The 18,567-nt window shown below is 68.9% G+C and carries 13 protein-coding genes; 10 read left to right on the top strand and 3 right to left on the bottom strand.

The genetic code is table 11. From position 1 onward, the window contains the following. Positions 1–27: 27 nt before the first annotated feature. Positions 28–1,548, top strand: a complete 1,521-nt coding sequence (locus tag AC5ZH6_RS03535; RefSeq protein WP_006369518.1) for an MFS transporter — start codon at positions 28–30, stop codon at positions 1,546–1,548. On the opposite strand, the gene AC5ZH6_RS03530 is transcribed toward AC5ZH6_RS03535, so the two are convergent. Continuing rightward, the gene (locus tag AC5ZH6_RS03530; RefSeq protein ID WP_006369517.1) at positions 1,535–3,190 is read right to left on the bottom strand and encodes an acyl-CoA dehydrogenase family protein; all 1,656 of its coding nucleotides are present in this window, start codon (positions 3,188–3,190) and stop codon (positions 1,535–1,537) included. The two genes, AC5ZH6_RS03535 and AC5ZH6_RS03530, sit on opposite strands and share 14 nt — an antisense overlap. Before the next feature lie 94 nt (positions 3,191–3,284). Here AC5ZH6_RS03530 and AC5ZH6_RS03525 point away from each other — a divergent pair, with 94 nt between their 5' ends. The 6 genes from AC5ZH6_RS03525 (at position 3,285) to AC5ZH6_RS03500 (ending at position 11,043) form a co-directional block, all read left to right on the top strand. Further along, on the top strand, positions 3,285–4,046 hold the full coding sequence (locus AC5ZH6_RS03525; protein WP_006369516.1) for a PaaX family transcriptional regulator C-terminal domain-containing protein: 762 nt from the start codon (positions 3,285–3,287) through the stop codon (positions 4,044–4,046). 151 nt (positions 4,047–4,197) lie between these two features. Next, entirely contained in the window at positions 4,198–4,770 is a 573-nt protein-coding gene (locus tag AC5ZH6_RS03520; RefSeq protein WP_006369515.1) for a nitroreductase family protein, read from the top strand. A 15-nt stretch (positions 4,771–4,785) separates the two neighbouring features. Continuing rightward, positions 4,786–7,845 carry an AfsR/SARP family transcriptional regulator gene (locus AC5ZH6_RS03515; protein WP_006369514.1) on the top strand — a complete coding sequence of 1,020 codons (3,060 nt, stop codon included), beginning with the start codon at positions 4,786–4,788 and terminating at the stop codon, positions 7,843–7,845. 48 nt (positions 7,846–7,893) lie between these two features. Next, positions 7,894–8,877 (top strand): ATP-binding cassette domain-containing protein, encoded by a 984-nt coding sequence (locus tag AC5ZH6_RS03510; protein ID WP_050955247.1) that lies wholly within the window; start codon positions 7,894–7,896, stop codon positions 8,875–8,877. Then, entirely contained in the window at positions 8,874–9,722 is an 849-nt protein-coding gene (locus tag AC5ZH6_RS03505) for an ABC transporter permease (protein WP_006369512.1), read from the top strand. The genes AC5ZH6_RS03510 and AC5ZH6_RS03505 overlap by 4 nt, the downstream gene beginning before the upstream one ends. Position 9,723: 1 nt before the next feature. Further along, on the top strand, positions 9,724–11,043 hold the full coding sequence (locus tag AC5ZH6_RS03500; protein ID WP_006369511.1) for a hypothetical protein: 1,320 nt from the start codon (positions 9,724–9,726) through the stop codon (positions 11,041–11,043). A gap of 17 nt (positions 11,044–11,060) precedes the next feature. Here the strand turns inward: AC5ZH6_RS03500 and AC5ZH6_RS03495 are convergent, their stop codons facing one another. After that, positions 11,061–12,434 (bottom strand): glycosyltransferase, encoded by a 1,374-nt coding sequence (locus AC5ZH6_RS03495; protein ID WP_006369510.1) that lies wholly within the window; start codon positions 12,432–12,434, stop codon positions 11,061–11,063. 23 nt (positions 12,435–12,457) lie between these two features. Continuing rightward, the gene (locus AC5ZH6_RS03490) at positions 12,458–13,765 is read right to left on the bottom strand and encodes a hypothetical protein (RefSeq protein WP_240524093.1); all 1,308 of its coding nucleotides are present in this window, start codon (positions 13,763–13,765) and stop codon (positions 12,458–12,460) included. Positions 13,766–14,298: 533 nt separating this feature from the next. Here AC5ZH6_RS03490 and AC5ZH6_RS03485 point away from each other — a divergent pair. The 3 genes from AC5ZH6_RS03485 to AC5ZH6_RS03475 are packed head-to-tail and all read left to right on the top strand — an operon-like array spanning position 14,299 to position 18,436. Continuing rightward, entirely contained in the window at positions 14,299–15,765 is a 1,467-nt protein-coding gene (locus AC5ZH6_RS03485) for a condensation domain-containing protein (RefSeq protein WP_006369507.1), read from the top strand. Continuing rightward, positions 15,762–17,159, top strand: coding sequence for a condensation domain-containing protein (locus AC5ZH6_RS03480; RefSeq protein WP_006369506.1), 1,398 nt, complete (start codon positions 15,762–15,764; stop codon positions 17,157–17,159). The genes AC5ZH6_RS03485 and AC5ZH6_RS03480 overlap by 4 nt, the downstream gene beginning before the upstream one ends. Continuing rightward, a complete protein-coding gene (locus AC5ZH6_RS03475) occupies positions 17,159–18,436 on the top strand; it encodes a hypothetical protein (RefSeq protein WP_006369505.1) in 1,278 nt (425 codons plus the stop codon). Before AC5ZH6_RS03480 ends, AC5ZH6_RS03475 begins: the two co-directional genes overlap by 1 nt. The last annotated feature ends 131 nt before the right edge of the window (positions 18,437–18,567 follow it).

The following is an 18,567-nucleotide window of genomic DNA, read 5'->3' as shown; positions in this document are numbered from 1 at the left end:
CCAGACATCAGATACGGAGCCCTCCTCATGACCACCGAATGCCGCACGACCGATCAGCGCCACCGGGACACCTCGGTCGCCGATCGCCGTACCTGGCTCGGGCTGGCCGTGTTGACGCTGCCCGTGCTGCTGGTGTCGATGGACTTCTCGGTGCTCTATCTGGCGATCCCGTCGATCACCGATGCGCTCGACCCCAGCGCCGCCCAGCAACTCTGGATTCTCGACATCTACGGCTTCCTCATCGCCGGTCTGCTGATCACGATGGGAAATGTCGGCGACCGGCTCGGTCGGCGACGGATCCTGCTCGCCGGTGCCGCGATGTTCGGCATCGCCTCGGTCATCGCCGCCTTCGCGCCGAGCGCCGGCGTCCTCATCGCCGCCCGCGCACTGATGGGCATCGGCGGTGCGACCCTGATGCCGTCGAGTCTCTCGTTGATCGCCAACATGTTCCCGAATGCCCGCGATCGCGCTCGCGCGATCGGCGTCTGGACGGCCGCCTTCGCGGGCGGTTCGGCCATCGGTCCGGTGGTGGGCGGCGTTCTGCTGCACCACTTCTGGTGGGGCGTCGTATTCCTCATCAACGTGCCGGTACTGGCCGTGCTGTTCGTGCTCGCCCCGCGCCTGGTTCCCGAGTACCGCGCGCCGTCGACCGACCCCTTCGACTTCCTCGGCGTGGCGTTGTCACTGCTGGCGATCCTGCCGATCGTGTACTCGATCAAGACCATGGCCGCCGACGGTGTCACCCCGGTCGTCGCGGTGATCGGTGTCTTTGGCGTGATCATGTTCGCGGCGTTCCTCCTGCAGCAACGTCGTACCCGTGCCCCGTTGCTCGACCTCAAGCTGTTCGGCAACGTCGCCTTCAGTGCCGCGGTCGCCTGCGCGCTCGTGGGCATGATGGCGTTGGGCGGCATGTCGTATCTGACGGGCGTGTACCTGCAATCGGTGATGGGTCATGACGTCCTGGCCGCGGCATTGGCCGGTCTGCCGATGGCGATCGCCGTCGCCGTCTTCTCGATCGGTGCCAGCCGGGTCTCGGCGTGGGTGGGTACCCGCACCGCGTTCATCGGGTCGGTGGTGCTCGCCGCGCTGGGCAACCTCGGGTTGCTGTGGCTGTCCACCGACAGCCCGCTGTGGATCTATCTGGTGTCGACGTCGATCGCCGGTATCGGTTACGGCGTGCAATTCAGCCTGGTCTCCGACGTCGTCGTCGGTTCGGTTCCGCCCGAACGGTCGGGTGCGGCGTCCGGCATCTCCGAGACGAGCTTCGAGCTGGGCACCGCGCTCGGTCTTGCGCTGCTCGGCTCGCTGGCGACGCTGGTGTTCCGCGAGCACAGCTCGGGAGCCGGGTTCGGCGACACCCTCGGCGAGACCCTGCATCGGGCGACCGGCATGGGTGCCGACGGCACCGACCTCGCCGACGCCGCCCGCGCGGCCTTCGTCGACGGGGTCCACGCCGCCTCGCTTGCCGCAGTGATCACACTCACCGTGCTCGCGGTCGTCCTCGCTGTCGTGATGCGGAACCCGAAGGACGCGATCAGCGGGAGCTGATCTTCGGTGTGGCCCGCTCGATGATCGACCGGGTGTCGACGCCTGCGGCGAGTGTGCCGAAGACGTCTCCCCGCTCACCGCCGAGTCGGCTCGCGGTGAAGGCGTCGGCAACGGCCGGGTGACCGAAGCGCACCAGCAGCGAACCCTGCAGCACCATCGCCATGTCCCCGACGATGCGACGGGCACGGTACTGCAGGGCATCGGTGTCGGCGGGATCGAGGGCGCCGAAGGTCGATTCGAGATCGGCGACGGCCCGGTCCAGATGCCGGTCGGCCCCACCCGCCCGCTTCACCTCGTCGAGGAACACCCCGAGCGTCTCCGGCTGTCTGGCGATGGCCCGCAACACGTCCAGTGCGGCGACGTTGCCCGAGCCCTCCCAGATCGACAGGAGTGGCGACTCCCGGAACAACCTGGGCATGCGCGAGTCCTCCACATACCCGTTGCCACCCAGGCATTCCAACGACTCCGCGGCGTGGACGGGCCCGCGCTTGCAGACGTGATACTTGCTGACCGCCAACGCGATTCGCCGGAGCAGGCCGGCGCGCTCATCACCACGGGTCGCGACATCGGTCAGATCGGCCAGCCACAACGCCACCGTCGTCGCCGCCTCGGCCTCGACGGCGAGGTCGCTCAGCACGTTGCGCATCAGGGGCGCATCGGCCAATGTCGTGCCGAATGCGCGGCGGTGTGCGGCATGGTGGGCCGCCTGTGTGACGCCCGTGCGCATTGCCGTCGCGGTCCCCAGCACACAATCGAGGCGGGTGAGGTTGACCATCTCGACGATGACCTTGACCCCGGCACCCTCATCCCCGACCCGCCAGCCCACGGTGTCGTCGTATTCCACCTCGCTGCTGGCATTGGAGTGATTGCCGAGCTTGTCCTTGAGCCGTTGCAGCAGAAAGGGATTGCGGGTGCCGTCGGGCAGTACCCGCGGGACGAGAAAACAGGTCAGTCCGTCCGGGGCCTGCGCGAGCACGAGGAACAGATCCGACATCGGCGCGGAGGTGAACCACTTGTGTCCGGTGATCCGATAGGTACCGTCGCGGTGGCGCACCGCGGTCGTGGTGTTCGCCCGAACGTCGGAGCCGCCCTGCTTCTCGGTCATCGACATCCCCGCGATCAGTCCACGCTTGCCGCGCGGAGGTCGCAGGCCTGGGTCGTAGACGCGCGAACTCAGCAGTGGTTCATAGGTTGCGGCCAGTTCGGGTGCGGCCCGCAACGCCGGGACGACGGCATAGGTCATCGAGACCGGACACAGGTGCCCGGCGTCGACCTGTCCCCAGGCGCTGAGTTGCGCGGCTCGACGCAGATGGGCGTGCGGGGACGGATCGGCCCACGGCGCCGCGTGCAGCCCATGACCTATCGCGTGGTCCATGAGTTGGTGATAGGCGGGGTCGTAGGAGACCTCGTCGATCCGGTGGCCGTAGCGGTCGAACACCTGCAACACGGGCGGATGCTGTTCGGCCAGATCCCCGAGCGCGAGGGTCTCCGCGCGGCCCGCCAGTGCGCCGAGCGCTTCGACTGCACCGATGTCGTCGGCGCTCAGGCCGAGATACCGCATGGCGTCGGCGACGACCGGGGACCGGGCCGGATTCGCATCGCGCAGCGGAGGAACCTGATTCGTCACTTCGTGGGTGGCCATCCACCGAGCATTACACACATGGATCAACTGAAGCAATGATGTAATGGCGCCGATTCATCGGCGCAGGCGATGCGCGGTGTAACGTCCGGATGCGATGACCGATCCGCTCGCGCCTCCCGTTCCGGCGCGCTCGGCGATCCTGAGCCTGCTCCTCGGTGCTCACCCACCGACGCTGACGGTGCGCGAGATCGTCGGCGCCATGCGGCTTTTCGGCATCGCGGAGTCCACGACACGGGTGGCGCTGACGCGCATGGTGGCCGGCGGTGACCTCATCCGCGACGATGCCGGCCACACCTTGTCCGAGCGCCTCGTACAGCGCCAGCGTGACGTCGAACCCCCCGAACGCCGGCCGTGGACCGGATTGTGGGAGATGGCAGTCGTCACCACCACCGGACGCGACGCCGCCGACCGGGTCGCCCTGCGCTCGGAAATGGCACGCCAACGGGTTGCGCAACTGCGCGAGGGCGTCTGGACCCGGCCCGCCAATCTGGACCGACCGTTCTCGGCCCGTCTCCTCGAGGTGTCGACCTGCTTCGAGGCCCGCCCACTGTCGGGCTCCGCCGAACTCACCCACCGGTTGTGGGATCTCGACGCCTGGTCGCGCCGGGGCCACGCGTTCCTCGACGCTCTCGACGATGTCGCCGACCGGGGTGCGGCCGACGAGCCGAGGCGGTTCCGGATCATGGTCGCCGCCGTACATCACCTGCAGACCGACCCACTGCTGCCCGACGAGCTGCTCCCGGAAGGCTGGCCCGCCGAGGCGCTGACCACGGTGTACGCCGAATACCGCGCATGGCTCGCGACCATGCGCGAGAACCTCCGCGAGGACCAGGTCGCCGATACCGAACCGCGCTGAGCGGTGTCGCGGAGCAAAGCCCCGGCGGGTCGGGTCACAGCGCTCGCCCGAGATGGCCTCGGCCACAGTGCCCAGTTCGTGCGCCGCGCAGGACAGCCACGCTGCGCTCGCCGGCCGGCCGGCCACGAGACGACGACGTAGTCTCGACGGCGTGCACGAACTCATCGAAGAACGCTGGAGCGCGCGGGGATACGACCCCGACGCCACGATCAGCACCGAAGAGATCACCGACATCCTCGAGGCCGGGCGGTGGGCGCCGACGTGGGGGCGAATCCAGCCGGTGCGCTTCGTCGTCGGTCTCCGCGGCGACGAAACGTTCGGGCAGCTGGCCGCCGCCCTCAATCGCGGCAACAAGGGGTGGGCGCCATCGGCCGGCGCCCTGATCCTGCTGTGCACCAGCGACGCCGCCGACGACGCCAAGCTGCACGACTACGGCGCCGTCGACCTGGGTCTCGCGGTGGCCCAGATGAGCATCCAGGCGGTCTCGATGGGGATCAACCCCCATCCCATGGCCGGCTTCGACGCGAGCGCCGCACGCGCGGCATTCGACGTCCCGGCCGACAAGCGGCCGATGGTGATACTCGCGCTCGGCCGCCTCGCCGACGACCCCACGCTACTCGACCCCGACGTCGCCGACCGCGACAGCCAACCCCGAGAACGGTTGCCGCTGAGCGAGATCGCGTTCGCCGGCAGGTGGGGCGAGCCGTTCACCGCCGCCAAGTGACCCCGGCCTGACATCGTGACCGAGGCACCCCGGACCCACCCGCGGATCGGTGTCCTGGGGCCGGTCTGCGTGTTCACCACCGCGGGCGAGCCGACGCCGGTCACCTCGGGGCGGGCGCGCAGCCTGCTGGTGTCACTCGTCCTGTCTCACCCGCGACCCGTCGGCATCGACGCGCTCGTCGCCGACGCCTGGCCGGACCGGCCTCCCCAGAACCCGAACGGGGCGGTCCAGACCCAGATTTCGCGTCTCCGTGGGATTCTCGGCGCCGGGACGATTGCCGGGTCGGCGGCGGGATATCGCCTCGTCGTCGACGGACCGGTGTCCGATCTCACCCTCGCCGAGGCTCTCTCACGGTCAACACAGTCATCCGACACCGGCTACGCTGCCGAGCTGCAGAATTGGCGTGGCGAGCCGGGCACCGACCTCCCGGACGGCGAACTGCGCGAACGGCTCGCCGCGCGCACCGAACGCGCATATCGTGCACTGCAGGAGGCCGACTGGCGCCACCGGTTGCGCACCGAACCGCAGATCGTGGCCACCGAGTTGGCGACTGCGCGCGAGCGCCGACCACTCGACGAGCATCTCGCCGCGGTACACATGCGGGCCCTCCTTGCCGCCGGAGACCCCAACGCCGCCTTGCAGATCCACGCCCGGATCGTCGCCGGGCTCGCCGAATCGCTCGGCGCCGACCCCGGACCCGAACTGGCGGCGGCCCACAGCGCCGCGCTCACCTACGCACCGCTGCCACGGACTCCCCCACCCCCCTCCGACGAGTACCTCGCCGATGCCGAGATGATGACGCAGTTGGCTGTGGCGCTGCGTGAGTCGTCGGTGGTGACGGTGCTGGGTCCCGGCGGGATCGGCAAGACGCGTTTGATCACTGAGTACATCGCCGTCCATGCCCCGATGAATGTCTTCGTGGATCTGTCCGCCGCGCGTGCCCCCGATGACGTGCGTGCGGCGGTGGCGGCGGCGCTCGGCCGCGGTGCGCTGCCCGAGCAGGCCACCGCTGCTGCACCAACCGCTACTTCGGTGTCCGCGGCCGGCATTGCCGGCGCCGCCCTGGCACACCTGGCCGCCGCCGGCGCGGTGATCGTGCTCGACGGCTGCGAGCATCTGGTTGACTTCGTTGTCGATCTGATCACCGACATCCGTTCCCGACGTAACGATCTCACCATCGTGGCCACCAGCCGCATCGGACTCGGCCTGGTCGATGAGAGGGTCCTCACGGTATCGCCGTTGACACCCGAGCGTGGCGCCACACTGTTCGAGCGGCGGATTCGCGCACTACGACCGGGGATACCGACCGACGTCGCGGTGTTCGGCGAGCTGTGCACACGCCTGGACGGTTCACCGCTGGCCATCGAACTCGCGGCCGCACAGTTGCGGCACCTGTCGCCGCGCGACCTCCTCGATCGTGTCGATTCCCGTTTCGAACTCCTCACCCCGACCGGCGGCGGACACCGACGCTCCTTGTCCGAGATCGTCTCGACGAGTTGGGAATTGTTGCCCGACAGTGCACAGCGCACGCTGGAGGTACTCGCCTCGCTTCCCGGTGATGTCCGCCGCGACGACGCCCTGATGTTCACCGAGGTGACCGAGCGATCACTGGCCGAGGTCTGCAATCATTCGCTCGCCGTCGTGGTCGACCATCCCGACGGGGCGACCCGGTATCGACTCACCGAGACGGTCCGGGAATTCGCGCGAGCCCGCACCGCTGCCGATCCGGCGCGCGAGGCCGCACTGCGTCGCGAGAAGGTCGACTGGGCGAGCAGACTCGTGACCGACGTCGCGGGAGCACTGTTGGGCACCGACATCATCAAGGCCTTCGCGCGGCTCGACGAGACCACCGACGCGGTGCTCGCGATCCTCGACTCCGCCGTCGGCGACCCCGACCCGGCGGACCCCGGGGCGCCCGCCCGGCTGCTGCCGATCACCCTGTGGCGGGTGGTGCGCACCGGCGGACACCCGAACCTCGGCGACCTCGCCGAGGCAGCCGTCGCGGGCTGCGGCGACCCCGACTGCGGCGACCCCGGCTGCGGCAACCCCGACTGCGGCAACCCCGACTGCGGCAACCCCGACTGCGGCAACTCGGCCGAGATTCCCGGACTCCTCTGCGCCACCGGCTATCTCATTGCCCTCGGCAGGTATCGGGCAGCCGGCCGGGCCCGTGCCGCATTGCGCCGGACGGCTCGGCGGCACGCGCCCCCCGAGCATCTCGCCCCGCTGGTCGAGGCCGTCAGCGGCTCGCCCCGACGGCTCGCGCACGTCCTCGCGCGGGCATCGCGGTCTCCGAACCCGGTGGTGGCCGCCGTCGCGGAGATCGCGCGTTCCGACGTCGCCGAGTTCGCTGCTGCGCCGTCGATGTCCCGGCGGTCGGCGCTGCGGGCGGTCGTCGCCGCCGAACGCGCCGGGCATCCGTGGTTGACCGCCGCGGCACGGCACCGTCTCGGCCGCGGCCACCTGCTCCTCGGCGACCGTGCGGGTGCCGCAACGCTGTTCGCTCGCGCCGCGGATGACCATGCCGCCCTGGGCTTTCAGGAGGAGAGTTCCCGCACCCGGGTTCATCAGGCGATCGCCTTGTCGGTCTCCGCACCGGATGTCGCGGTCGAGTTGCTCGAGACCTGTCTGCGCGATTCCGGTGACTCGCCGAAAGCGTTCGTCGCGACCGCCCACGCCGCGCTCGCCGATCTGCTGGTCGCCGACGACCCGTCGGGAGCCCGCCGATCCGCCGAACGCGCCATCGAGATCGTCGGGCCGCCCACCGATGCCCACTGTGCCTATCTGCACGGTGTGCGCGCGGTGATCCTGCAGCGGACCGGCGAGGTCGTCGCCGCACGCCTGGCCGCCGAGTCGCTGCGGGTCTCGTTGTCGCACTTGGCCGCAGCGCCGGCCACCAATCTGCCGGCCTTGGGCGCCGCGGCGGCCGCGGTGGCCCTCGTCACCGACCGGGTGTCCTCCGATGCCCTCGCCGCTGCCGCTCGGGGCGCCCGCTACCGGCGCGACTTCTCCGTCATCGATCTCGGCGACGGCCCACGCTCACGGCGCACCGCGCTGCTCACCGTCCTGCGCTGAGGGGTGCGTGAAAGCGAAATGAAAGCGGCGTCGGGCAGGGTCGACACCATGCTCGCCGACAGCACCCACCACGCCGACACGCTTCCCGACACCGCGATCCACGCCGACCACCTGCGCAAGACCTTCGGTGGCGTTGTCGCGGTCGACGACGTGTCGTTCACCGTGCCCCGCGGAACCATCCTGGGCGTCCTGGGCCCCAACGGCGCAGGCAAGACGACCACCGTGCGCATGCTCGCGACCCTGATCCACCCCGACGCCGGACGCGCGACGATCTTCGGCCGGGATGTGGCCGCCGACGCCACCGCGGTGCGGTCGCTCATCTCACTCACCGGCCAATACGCCTCGGTCGACGAGGATCTCACCGCCGCGGAGAACCTCGAGTTGTTCGCGCGGTTGCTGGGATACAGCGGCCGGGCCGCACGCACGCGCGCCACCGATCTCATCGACCGGTTCGGGCTCAGTGCCGCCGCGCGGCGTCCCGTCAGCGGATTCTCCGGCGGTATGCGGCGCCGGATCGATCTCGCGGCATCGATGATCCGTACCCCGGCACTGCTGTTCCTCGACGAGCCGACCACCGGACTCGACCCGACCACCCGCACCCAGGTCTGGTCCAGTGTCCGCGACCTGGTCGCGCAGGGTAGTACCGTCCTGCTCACCACGCAGTATCTCGATGAGGCCGACCAGCTCTCGGATTCCCTGGTCGTCATCGACAAGGGCCGCGTCATCGCCTCCGGAGACGCCGACACCCTCAAGGATCGGGTCGGCGACCGCTCCTTGGAGATCACCGTCGACCCGGTACACCTCTCTGAGGCGCGCGAGGTGCTGCGCACCGCTCTCGACACGGCGGTGACCACCACCCCCGAGAACGGACAGCTCATCGCCGCGATCACCGATCCGTCTGCCGCGGCTCGTGCGGTCGTTGCGCTCGACGGCGCGGGCATCGGTGTCGGGGAGGTCTCGGTGCGACGACCCAGCCTCGACGACGTGTTCTTCTCCCTCACCGCCGGACCGTCCAGGGAGGTGGCCGCATGAGCGCCGCCACCGGAGGTGGCCAATTGAGCGCCGCCACCGAAATCCCCACCCCAGGACTGCACCTGGGCACCCCCGTCGACCACATCGGTATCGGCAAGGCCATTCGGGACACCATCACCATGGCGCGCCGAGGCCTGTTGCGGCTCAAGCACACTCCGCAACAACTGTTCGACGTGATCGTCATCCCGATCGTCTTCACCGTGATGTTCGCCAACATCTTCGGGGGCGCCATCGCCGGCAGCGTGGATGCCTATCTGCCCCAGCTGGTGCCGGGCGTGCTGGTCTCGGTGGCGATCACCGCGTCGGTGGTCACCGGCGTGCAACTGCGTGAGGACATGGACCGCGGGGTCTTCGACCGCTTCATCTCCCTGCCCATCGCGCGTATCGCCCCGCTCGCCGGCTCATTGATCGCCGACGTCGTGCGCTACCTCATCGCCGCGGTCATGTCGATCGGCGTCGGCATGATCCTCGGGTACCGGCCGTCGAGTGTGCTCGGCACCATCGCCGGCATCATCCTGACCCTCTTCGCGGCCTTCGCGATCAGCTGGATCTTCGCGCTGATGGGAGTGCTCATGTCGAAAGCCTCTGCAGTACAGGGGGTGTCGATGCTGGTACTCATGCCGCTCACGTTCACCTCCAACATCTTCGTGCCGGTGACCACGATGCCCAGCTGGATGCGCACGCTCGCCGACGTCAATCCGATCTCACATCTCGTGTCCTCGCTCCGCTCGCTGATCAACGACGGGCAGGTCACCGCGCACGTGGGCTGGACACTCATCGGTGCGGTCGCCATCATCGTCGTCGTCGCACCGATCACCGTGCGCGCCTATCTCCGTCAGGCGTGATGTGTCACCGGACCGACCCGAACGCCTCACCGTCGACGACGACCTGTTCCTCCGCATGGAACATGCCCTCGGCGTACCCGTTGTCAACCAGGCCATCTGGCGCCTGCCGGGCCGCATCGACCCCGGTGAGTTCGCGGCGCTCGGCCGGACGCTGAGCTGCGGGCGCCTGGCCCGACTGGTGGATCGGACACCGTTTCCGCAGCGCGACAGGTGGATTCACACCCGAGCCGCCGGTGCCCACAGGTTCTGCGAGAAGGCGATCGCGGCGCACGAGATACCGGCGTGGGCCCGGCGGCAGGCCGAGGTCGGTGTGGATGCCGTGGTGGGCCCGGCATGGCGGCTGACCGCCGTGTACGTCGACGACACCGGCGAAACCGCGGTGTCGTGGGTGAATTCACACGTCATCGCCGACGGCGGTGCGGTGATCACCGGCGTCGAGGAGGCCGTGGCCGGTGAGACCTTCGACGTGACCGACGCCCGGGCCGGCGTCGGTGACACGGTTCGGGAGGGCGCCCGGACCCTGCTGTGTGCCGCCGACGCCGCCCGAAGGCTTTTGATGTCGCGGCCCGCGACCCTCACCCGTCCGCCGGCACCGCCGGTCGAGCCGGTGCCCGCGATCGGACAGCCGGGTGTTCCGTCGCCGAGCCCTTCGGTGGTGGTCACCGTCGACGAGTCCGAGTTCGACTCTGCTGCAACCGCTGTCGGCGGGACCGCCAACACGCTGTTCACCGCGCTGGTGATCGGCGTCCTCGAAGCCACCGGCCGAGTTGCCGACGGCGACGAGATCCCGATCGGGCTACCGGTCTCGACGCGAACGCCCGGTGATCGTCGGGCGAACGCCACCACCGGCGCCACCGCACTCTATCGGGTGAGCGCCGCACGACGCCGCGATCTGCGCCCACTCCGTGCGGCGAGCAAGGCCGCGTTCGCCGCGGTCTCCGACGCGCCGGGTGCGCTCGAACTCCTCGGGCGGATCGCGCAACCGCTCGGCGACACCATAGTTCGGCGTCTGGCCACCGATGCCCGGGCGCCGCTGTGCCTCGCGTCGAATCTCGGAACACTGGGCGGCGCCTTCGCCGGCCTCGGCTTCGGCCGACCCGGTCCCGTCGCCATGCGATCGATGACGCTGGGCGCCACCACGGAAGCGTTGCGCCGCATGGACGGTGGTATCAGTGGTTGGTCGTCGCGCAGTGCCGGTGTGGTCACCCTGTGTCTGACCGCTCTCGATCCCGTACGGGTACCCGACGAGCCGACACTGAGCGGTCTCGTCGCCGAGGAACTCGAGCGGTGGCGGTTGCCTGCCACCCTCTGGGGTGCCTGACCGCCCGCAGACCGCGGTTATCCGGCAACTCCCTGCAGCAGGCGCGCGTCGACGATGTCGGCAGCGGTGCGCACCGCACGATCCGAAATGATCATCGTCGCCGCGAATGCGGCTGCGGCGGTGCGGACGGACTCGCTGCGCGCAACCGTCAGGTCGTCGAACATCGTCTCGGCGGTGAGCCGGGTGAAGCGCCGCCCGGTGCCCAGCCCGAGGTCGGCGATCCGGCCGGCCCAGAACGGCTGTTCGGCGGTGAACGAGTACACGATCGCCGGGATGCCGGCACGCAGACCGGCTGCGGTGGTTCCGGCGCCCCCGTGATGCACCACTGCAGAACACCGCGGCAGCAGCCATGAATGATTCACCGCGGCCACGTCGTAGCTATCGGACGATTCGTCGGCGCCGGATGACACCCCGGAATCCGAGGAAACACCCTGCGCCCCCGACCGACCACCAACGGCGAATACGCATCTCATGCCGTGGCGCCGGGCGGCCGCGGCGATCATCGCGCGCGTCGCCGCCGGATCGGCGATCGGCATCGACCCGAAGCCCACGAACAACGGCGGCTCCCCGGCGTCGAGCCACCGCACCAGATCGGCATCGGCTCCGGAGGTTTCGTCGAGCGTCGCACGCGCATGGGAGGGCAGATCGAGGAACCCGACCACCGGTTTGATCGACGGTCCCGTCCGCCATTGTTCGGCGAGGCCGGGCACGATGCCCGGATCGTAGGCCTGGATCTGGGGGATCTGCGCGAGATTCAGGCGCTGCGCACACGACGTGCGAACGGGGCGTAGTCCTGCTCGTTGTCGAAAGCGGTTCTCGCCGTGCCTCATCACCGACCACACCGCGCCATCGTGAATTCGCCACGCCCGGCGCGTCCACTGCGGAGTCCACCCGTCGGTGACCCCGGGAATCGGCCCGATCAGGGCGTTCTCCGACATCGGCGCATACCGCAGCACCGTCAGCGGCACACCGAGTCGCTCGGCCACGGCCAGCCCTCGGGCCTGACACAGCGGTGCGGCGATGAGGGCGTCGACGCCGGTGATCGTGGGATCGTCGCCCAGAAATGTCGTCATCATCGCGTCGTCGAACGCCGCGATGCCCGCGCGTGCGGTGTCGATCGCGAACTTCGCCTGACGCAACGGATGTGCCGATCGCTGGGCGTCGAGTGCCTCGTCCGAGGTCCATTGCCGATCGGTGTCGGCGCCGATCGGCACCACCTCCCCGACCCCGGCCGCGGTGGCCAACGGCACCAGATTGGGCGGAACCGCCACGGTGACACGGTGTCCGCGGCGTGCCGATTCCAGAGCGAGACACAGGCCCGGTTGGACGTCGCCTCGGCTGCCGTAGAGCAGGAAGACCAGGTGCGCGGCGTCGGGCGCGCCGGTACGCATCGTTGTGTGGATCACCGCTGATGTCACCAGAACCTGTGCGGGAGACCCCAGGCGGACAACTCGTCACCGACCACTGCCGCGAGTTGTGCACTGTCGCCGTGGTATTCGGGCACGAAACCGGCGACCGTCATGGTGATGCGGTCGCCGTACTCGACGATCCACGTCGACAGACCCGGGCCCGGTACCACCAGATCACGGCCCGCGCGGTCGCGCACGAGCATCCGCAGCAGGAACGACGATGCCGGCACACCGCCGATCGCGCGGACCTTCTCGTCGAGCACCCCGAGGTTGGACACACTGACGTCAGGTGCCGGAACACTGCGCAGCGCGGCACCCAGAACACGGCGTGGCATCACCCGGACCAGCGCCTGCAGGTCGTCGGGAACGTCGGTACCCGACGTCGCATAGGCGGCGAACGCTTCTCGACTCAGTGCCCGAAGGTATCCCAGGTCGCCGGGCCAACGGTGCCGAGGGTCGATCCGGAGCCACACCCCGCCCGAGGCATTCGCGCGCTGGTCCTCGGGCCCGCCACGCTTGCTCACCGCGACGCTCACGCGGAGCTGTTCTCCGACAGGGACTCCCGACCTGTGCACCACGCCGCAGGTGACCGCGGTGTACAAGGTGTTGCCGGTCCCGCCGTGAGCCTTCGCGCACCTATGCCATCGGTCACGATCGATGTCGACGGTGACCAGGCTCGCGCGGTAGGGATCGTAGGTCGGTGCAGCCGAGTTGTTTCCCGCTGTCGGCGCGGGGACCGCCGACCGACGTTTCTGCCGCGCCGAACGCACCGCCGCCCGGGCCGACCGCCCTGCTGCCCGCACCTGGCGTGCGCTGTCGCGCAGGTCGGCGCGCATGGCCCGGGCCCCTCGGGCGCTGCGCGGTGCCGGCAACTCGGCGACCTCGCCGTCCGCGGCTGCCACGATCGCGCGCATGATGGCCTCGCCGTCGGCGACGAGGTGCGAGACCAGGAGCACCACGACGCGGCGCTCTCGCGTCGTGGTGGTGGTGTGCAGGCGCCACGCCGGTCCGCGAGACGGCCGGAGATCGGCGGCCCGCAGGACCTCGTCGGCCCACGCCCCGATGGCCGCATCATCGATACGGGCGCCGGAAATCACCTGTGGCGCAGATGGTGACCGCAACCACCGACGTTGCGCTCCCGGCACCCGGCGAGGCCCCACACTGCGATGGAGCAGTCCATGACTGAGCTGCTCGGCGAACCGTTCGACGGCACCGATTCCGGGGTCGTCGTCGAGGACCCAGCAGTATTGGATGGATGTGCCATAGCCGAGTTTCTCCTCGGCGAGCAGGAACGCCTCGTCCGGCCCGCTCACCCGCGGAACCGGTGTCACCGCAGGACCCGACATGGTGGGCGCGGTCGCAATGGGAGTTGTCGCGGCCGGCGCCGTCATGGCAGGCCGCGCTCGGTCGTCGTGCGCAGGAGGTTGCGTACAGAGGGTTCTGGGTCACATCAGCGAATTCGCATGGAAACGACCACGGTTGACCGTCGCGTCGATATCGGGGAGCAACGACACACCGGATTCCGTACGCCGTGAGGAATCACGAGAAAGCCCGCTATTTTGCATCACTAACCACGGATTCGGCAAGCCCGGCGAAACGTCACCTATGTCTCACTCTCCCCACTGGTCACCCCGCGGCGGCGGCCCTACTGTCATACCTGTGTCACCGTCAGCGGTTGGGGATGGCGGTCGGCACATGCCACCGACGGCCCGAGGACGGGTGCTGTCGACGCGTGTTCACCGCTGCAGAAGATGTGAAGCCTTTCTCCCCAACGGCGTTGACGCACGGAACGGGGACCGCGCGCACGCCGTTTCCGTCCGTCCGTCTAGTCACCCCGGGGGATGTCATGGAGTACACAGAGCTCGCCGACTATCCGGTCCCTGCGGGCCGGATTACCGAGTGGATCCCGACGGTCGAACCCGACCGCTGGCAATCCGACGATCGACCGCTGTCGCCCAATCACACTGCGCACCTCTATAATTCGGAGTCGGCGCCGGACTCCGGCGACCTCGGTCTGGGATCGTGGATCGGCACCGCATTCCGGTTACCCGGCGACTTCGACCACTCGGTGTTCGCCGCGGTGCTGCGCGCATGGATCGTTCGGCACGACGCGTTCCGAACCACCGTCACCCGGCGCGGCGACACCCACGCCCGGGTGGTTGCGGTGGCCGAATCGGTGACGATCTCCGCGCGGGTACAGCAGGCCCCGCCGCCCGGTGTCGGTGTCGACCGGCATCTCGAGCGCTTCTTCGCCCGTGAGGTGAGCGCCGTGCGGTGGCCGCACGTCGTGGCTGTCACCATCGAGCCCGACAGCCCGATCGAGGCGGCGAAAGGAGTCACCGTCATCGTCGCCGCCGATCACTCGGTGATGGACGCCTACACCCAGCTGCTGCTCATCGCGGAGTTCCGTGAAATCCATCGGGCGCTCGTCGAGGGTCGGGCACCGGCGCTGCCGTCGTGCGGTTCGTACGTCGACCACTGCGCGCGCGAATTCCAAGCCGCGGAAACCATGACCGCCGATCACCCTGCCGTGCAGGCGTGGCGATGCTTCCTCACCACTGACGATGGCCGGCTGCAGATGCCCCGCCTGCCGTTGCCGACGCAACCCACCGGGGCGGTGGCCGACGGCGCGGGATGGCAGTCGAGCATTTCCCGGTGGCTTCTGACCGCGCAGGAGACCAGGGGCTTCGCCGCGGCCTGTAAGAATCACGGTGCGTCGATGTCCGGCGGTGCGTTCACCGCACTCGCGGTCGCGATTCAACGGCTCACCGGCGACTCGTCGTTCCGGTTCGTGATGCCGATGCACACGCGCACCGAACCGCAGTCGTTGGCCGCCGCCGGCTGGTACGTCGGTCTGGTCCCGGTCGATTTGTCACTCGAAGGCGCCGAAACCTTCAGTGCTGCCCTGACTTCGGTGAGCAGCGGGGTGCGTAGGCATGCAGCGCTCGCACACACGCCGCATCCGCGTATCGCGTCACTGCTCGGCATCACCGAGGCGCCACGCTTCGCGGTCTCCTACGTCGACGGCCGACATGTGCCCGGTGCCGACTCCTGGGGTGATCGGGATCGAGCGCTACGCAGCCGGATTCACAACCTCGACGAGGTCTACCTCTGGATCAATCGCACACATGAAGGGATCAACATCTCCCTTCGCTTCCCCAACAACGAGATCGCCACGACATCGATCCACGCTTTGCTCGCCGAGTTCCGGGCGGTTCTGCTCGAGGTCGCCGATCGCGGAGAACTGGCGCTGGACACCGGCGCGCCGACGGAGCGCACCATGTCGACGACGCGCTCAGCGGAGCGGCGATGAGACTGGGCGCGGCTCGGGAGTGGACACCCGCCGCCGGTCACGTCGTGTGCTGGGCGCCGTCGGAGAGGTCGCTCGCTGCAGCGGCCGCCGCTCCGCCACATCCGGTGGGTCCGTCTTTCCTTCAGCAGGACCACATCTCCGCGACGCTCCGGCACCGCGAGGCCGGTCGCGAGCACCGCGGTTTCACCTGCAGCGTCGTCACCGTGCACGACGATCTCGACACCGAACGAATGACCACGGCGCTGACGGAGTTCGTCCGTGCCCACGAGGGTCTGCGATCATCGTTCCGTCTCGACGGCTCAGCGGTCACGCGTTACGTCGTCGACGTCGCGGACGTGGAGTTCACGGCGTCAGTACTCGGCGAGATCGATCCGCATCAGCTTCTGGCACAACATCTTCCGTACGCGGCTGTGTTCGATTCGTGGCCGGGCTGCGCGTTCGGTGCGGTGGCGCGTCCGGGATCGTTCGATCTGTACTACGGCATCGATCACGCCTACGGTGATGGTGCGTCGCAGATTCTCGGTATCGCCGAAATCCTCGCCCGTTACCGTGGTTCGCTCGACAATCCGCTGGTCACCGATGCCCATGACAGCTTTCTCGACTACGTCGCCGCCGAAGCGGCTCGCGCAGCACAGATCTCGCCGCTATCACCGGGTGTGACCGAATGGCGGCGGGTTCTTGGACGGTCGGGCGGAACGATCCCCGCCTTCCCACTACCTCTGGGCCTCGACTCCGACGCCTGTGGTGTGATTCCGCAACCCGTGTACATCCACGGCGATGACCTCGCCGACGGTGAGACGACGGCCCGGCTCGCCGCGCTGGCGACCGCGCACCACACCTCGATGACAGCGGTGATCTACGCGGCACTCGGACTCGCGCAGCGCGCAGTGACCGGCGCCGAATGGTATGCAACCGCAACCGTTGTCAGCACCAGGCGGGCCGACGAGTACGCCGGCTCCCAGGGATGGTTCTGCAATTTCACACCGTTCGGCTTCGAGGTGACCGGCGACACGCTTGCGGACGTTCTCGACGACGCGGCCGCTGCACTTGCCCGATCTCGTACGGCCGCCGACGATCCGGTCCATGCCGCGTTGGGTGTTCTCCTCGCCGAAGGTGCCATCGACCCTGCCGTCGTGGCGAGCCCGCAGATGGTGACCTATCTGGATCTCCGGTGGTTTCCGGCACCGCCGGCCACCTCCGATCTCCTCGTCTTCACCGGCGAGGGCCGGACCGGCAATGCGTCGTTGTGGATCACCCGCGATGACGACGGGCTCCGGATCACCACCCAGCGCCCCGACAACCCGGTGGCCGCCGACTCGGTGAGCCGCTGGTTTCGCACGCTCCGAGACATTCTCGCCGCCGCCGTGGCGGCCGATACCGTGGAGGTCGGCTGATGCGGGTCACCGCCATCGATCAGGTCGAGTTGACCGGCACCCTCACCGAGTTGTCGGTGACCTGGGTCGGCGCGCCCGCTCGCCGCGGGCTTCCCGTCGGCTTCAATCAAGGCAATCATCTGCGGGCGCAGCGCAGTGGTCGCGGGGCATGGCTGGCCGGGACGGTCACCCTCCCCGACGCGCATCCCGATCCGTCGAGGGTCGCGGGTGCGGTGGCCCGCCTACTCGGCGAACATGATGCCCTCCGAGCGTCTTTCACCGTATCGGTGGTCCCGACGCAAGACGTTTTCGACGCAACGCAATTGCAGGTCCGCCCCAGGGTGGTCGGGCGGGTGTGGCACGGTTTCGTGGAGTCCTTGCTCACGCAGCGTTGCCGTGCCGGCGATGTTCCCGGCGTCTTCTTCGGAATCCTCGACGACACGGTGATCTGCGCGTTCGACCATGCGCACGCCGACGCGATCACCATCGACCTGGTCCTCCGCCGCTTGTGCGAGTACTACATCGACCCGACGACGCCGCGGCGTCCGACACTCAGCTATGCCGATCGCTGTCTGACCGACGCTGCCGCAGCGTCGTCACCGAACCGCTGCGACGACGCGGACTCAACGCGGCTCATGCAGGTGTGGCACGACTTCTTCGCTCTCACCGAGGGTGCCGTTCCGGCGTTTCCTCTGTGCCTCGGTGCCGGCCGCGCACCACAACGAACTGTCGTCGTTCCGTTGCTCGATGACTCCGAATGCACTGATTTGCTGCCGGATTCGTCGTTTGCGACGATCCTGTCGGCACTGGCCGCCGCGGTCGCCGACGTGGGTGGTCCGGAGCGCCTGGCGACGCTGATACCGATACACACCCGGGGACCTCGGACATCCGGGTGGCATTCCACGGCCGGGTGGCTGGTGTCCAACGCCCCGGTCGTCGTGAATGCCGGCGACCCGAACAGTGCCACCACGTGGTTACGTCACGCCTCGGAGTTGGCCGGCCTACCTCTCGATCACGTTCTGACGCAGTGTCGTCCGCATCTGCCCACCGAGGACATCTTCATGGTGTCGTACCTGGACTATCGCAAGTTCGGGCCTGCGCTTCCCGGCGCACAACACATCTCGGCAGTGACGTCGACCGACACGGCACAGTTCTGGTTCACCCGTTCCGACAGCGGTCTCGAATTGCGCGTGCGCCACCCAGCTCGCCCAGTCGCCGACGACGTCATCGCCCGTCTGCTGACCGCTCTTCACGGCCGACTGCGGGAGCCGCGACCGGTCGCCCTGCCCGCACCCTGATCGAACGCAGGTGGTCTCGAGGCTCGCCGCACGCGGCTCGCACCTCGACCATCGGGGGGAAGACAACTCGCCGTCGAAGGATGCTGACGCTTTCCCGCCCGATGATCGGGTACTCAGACCCTCCCCACCCG

The organism is Gordonia sp. YC-XJ4, assembly GCF_059511865.1.
Note: the sequence above shows the minus strand (reverse complement) of the source record. Positions and strands in the feature narration are given on the sequence as shown.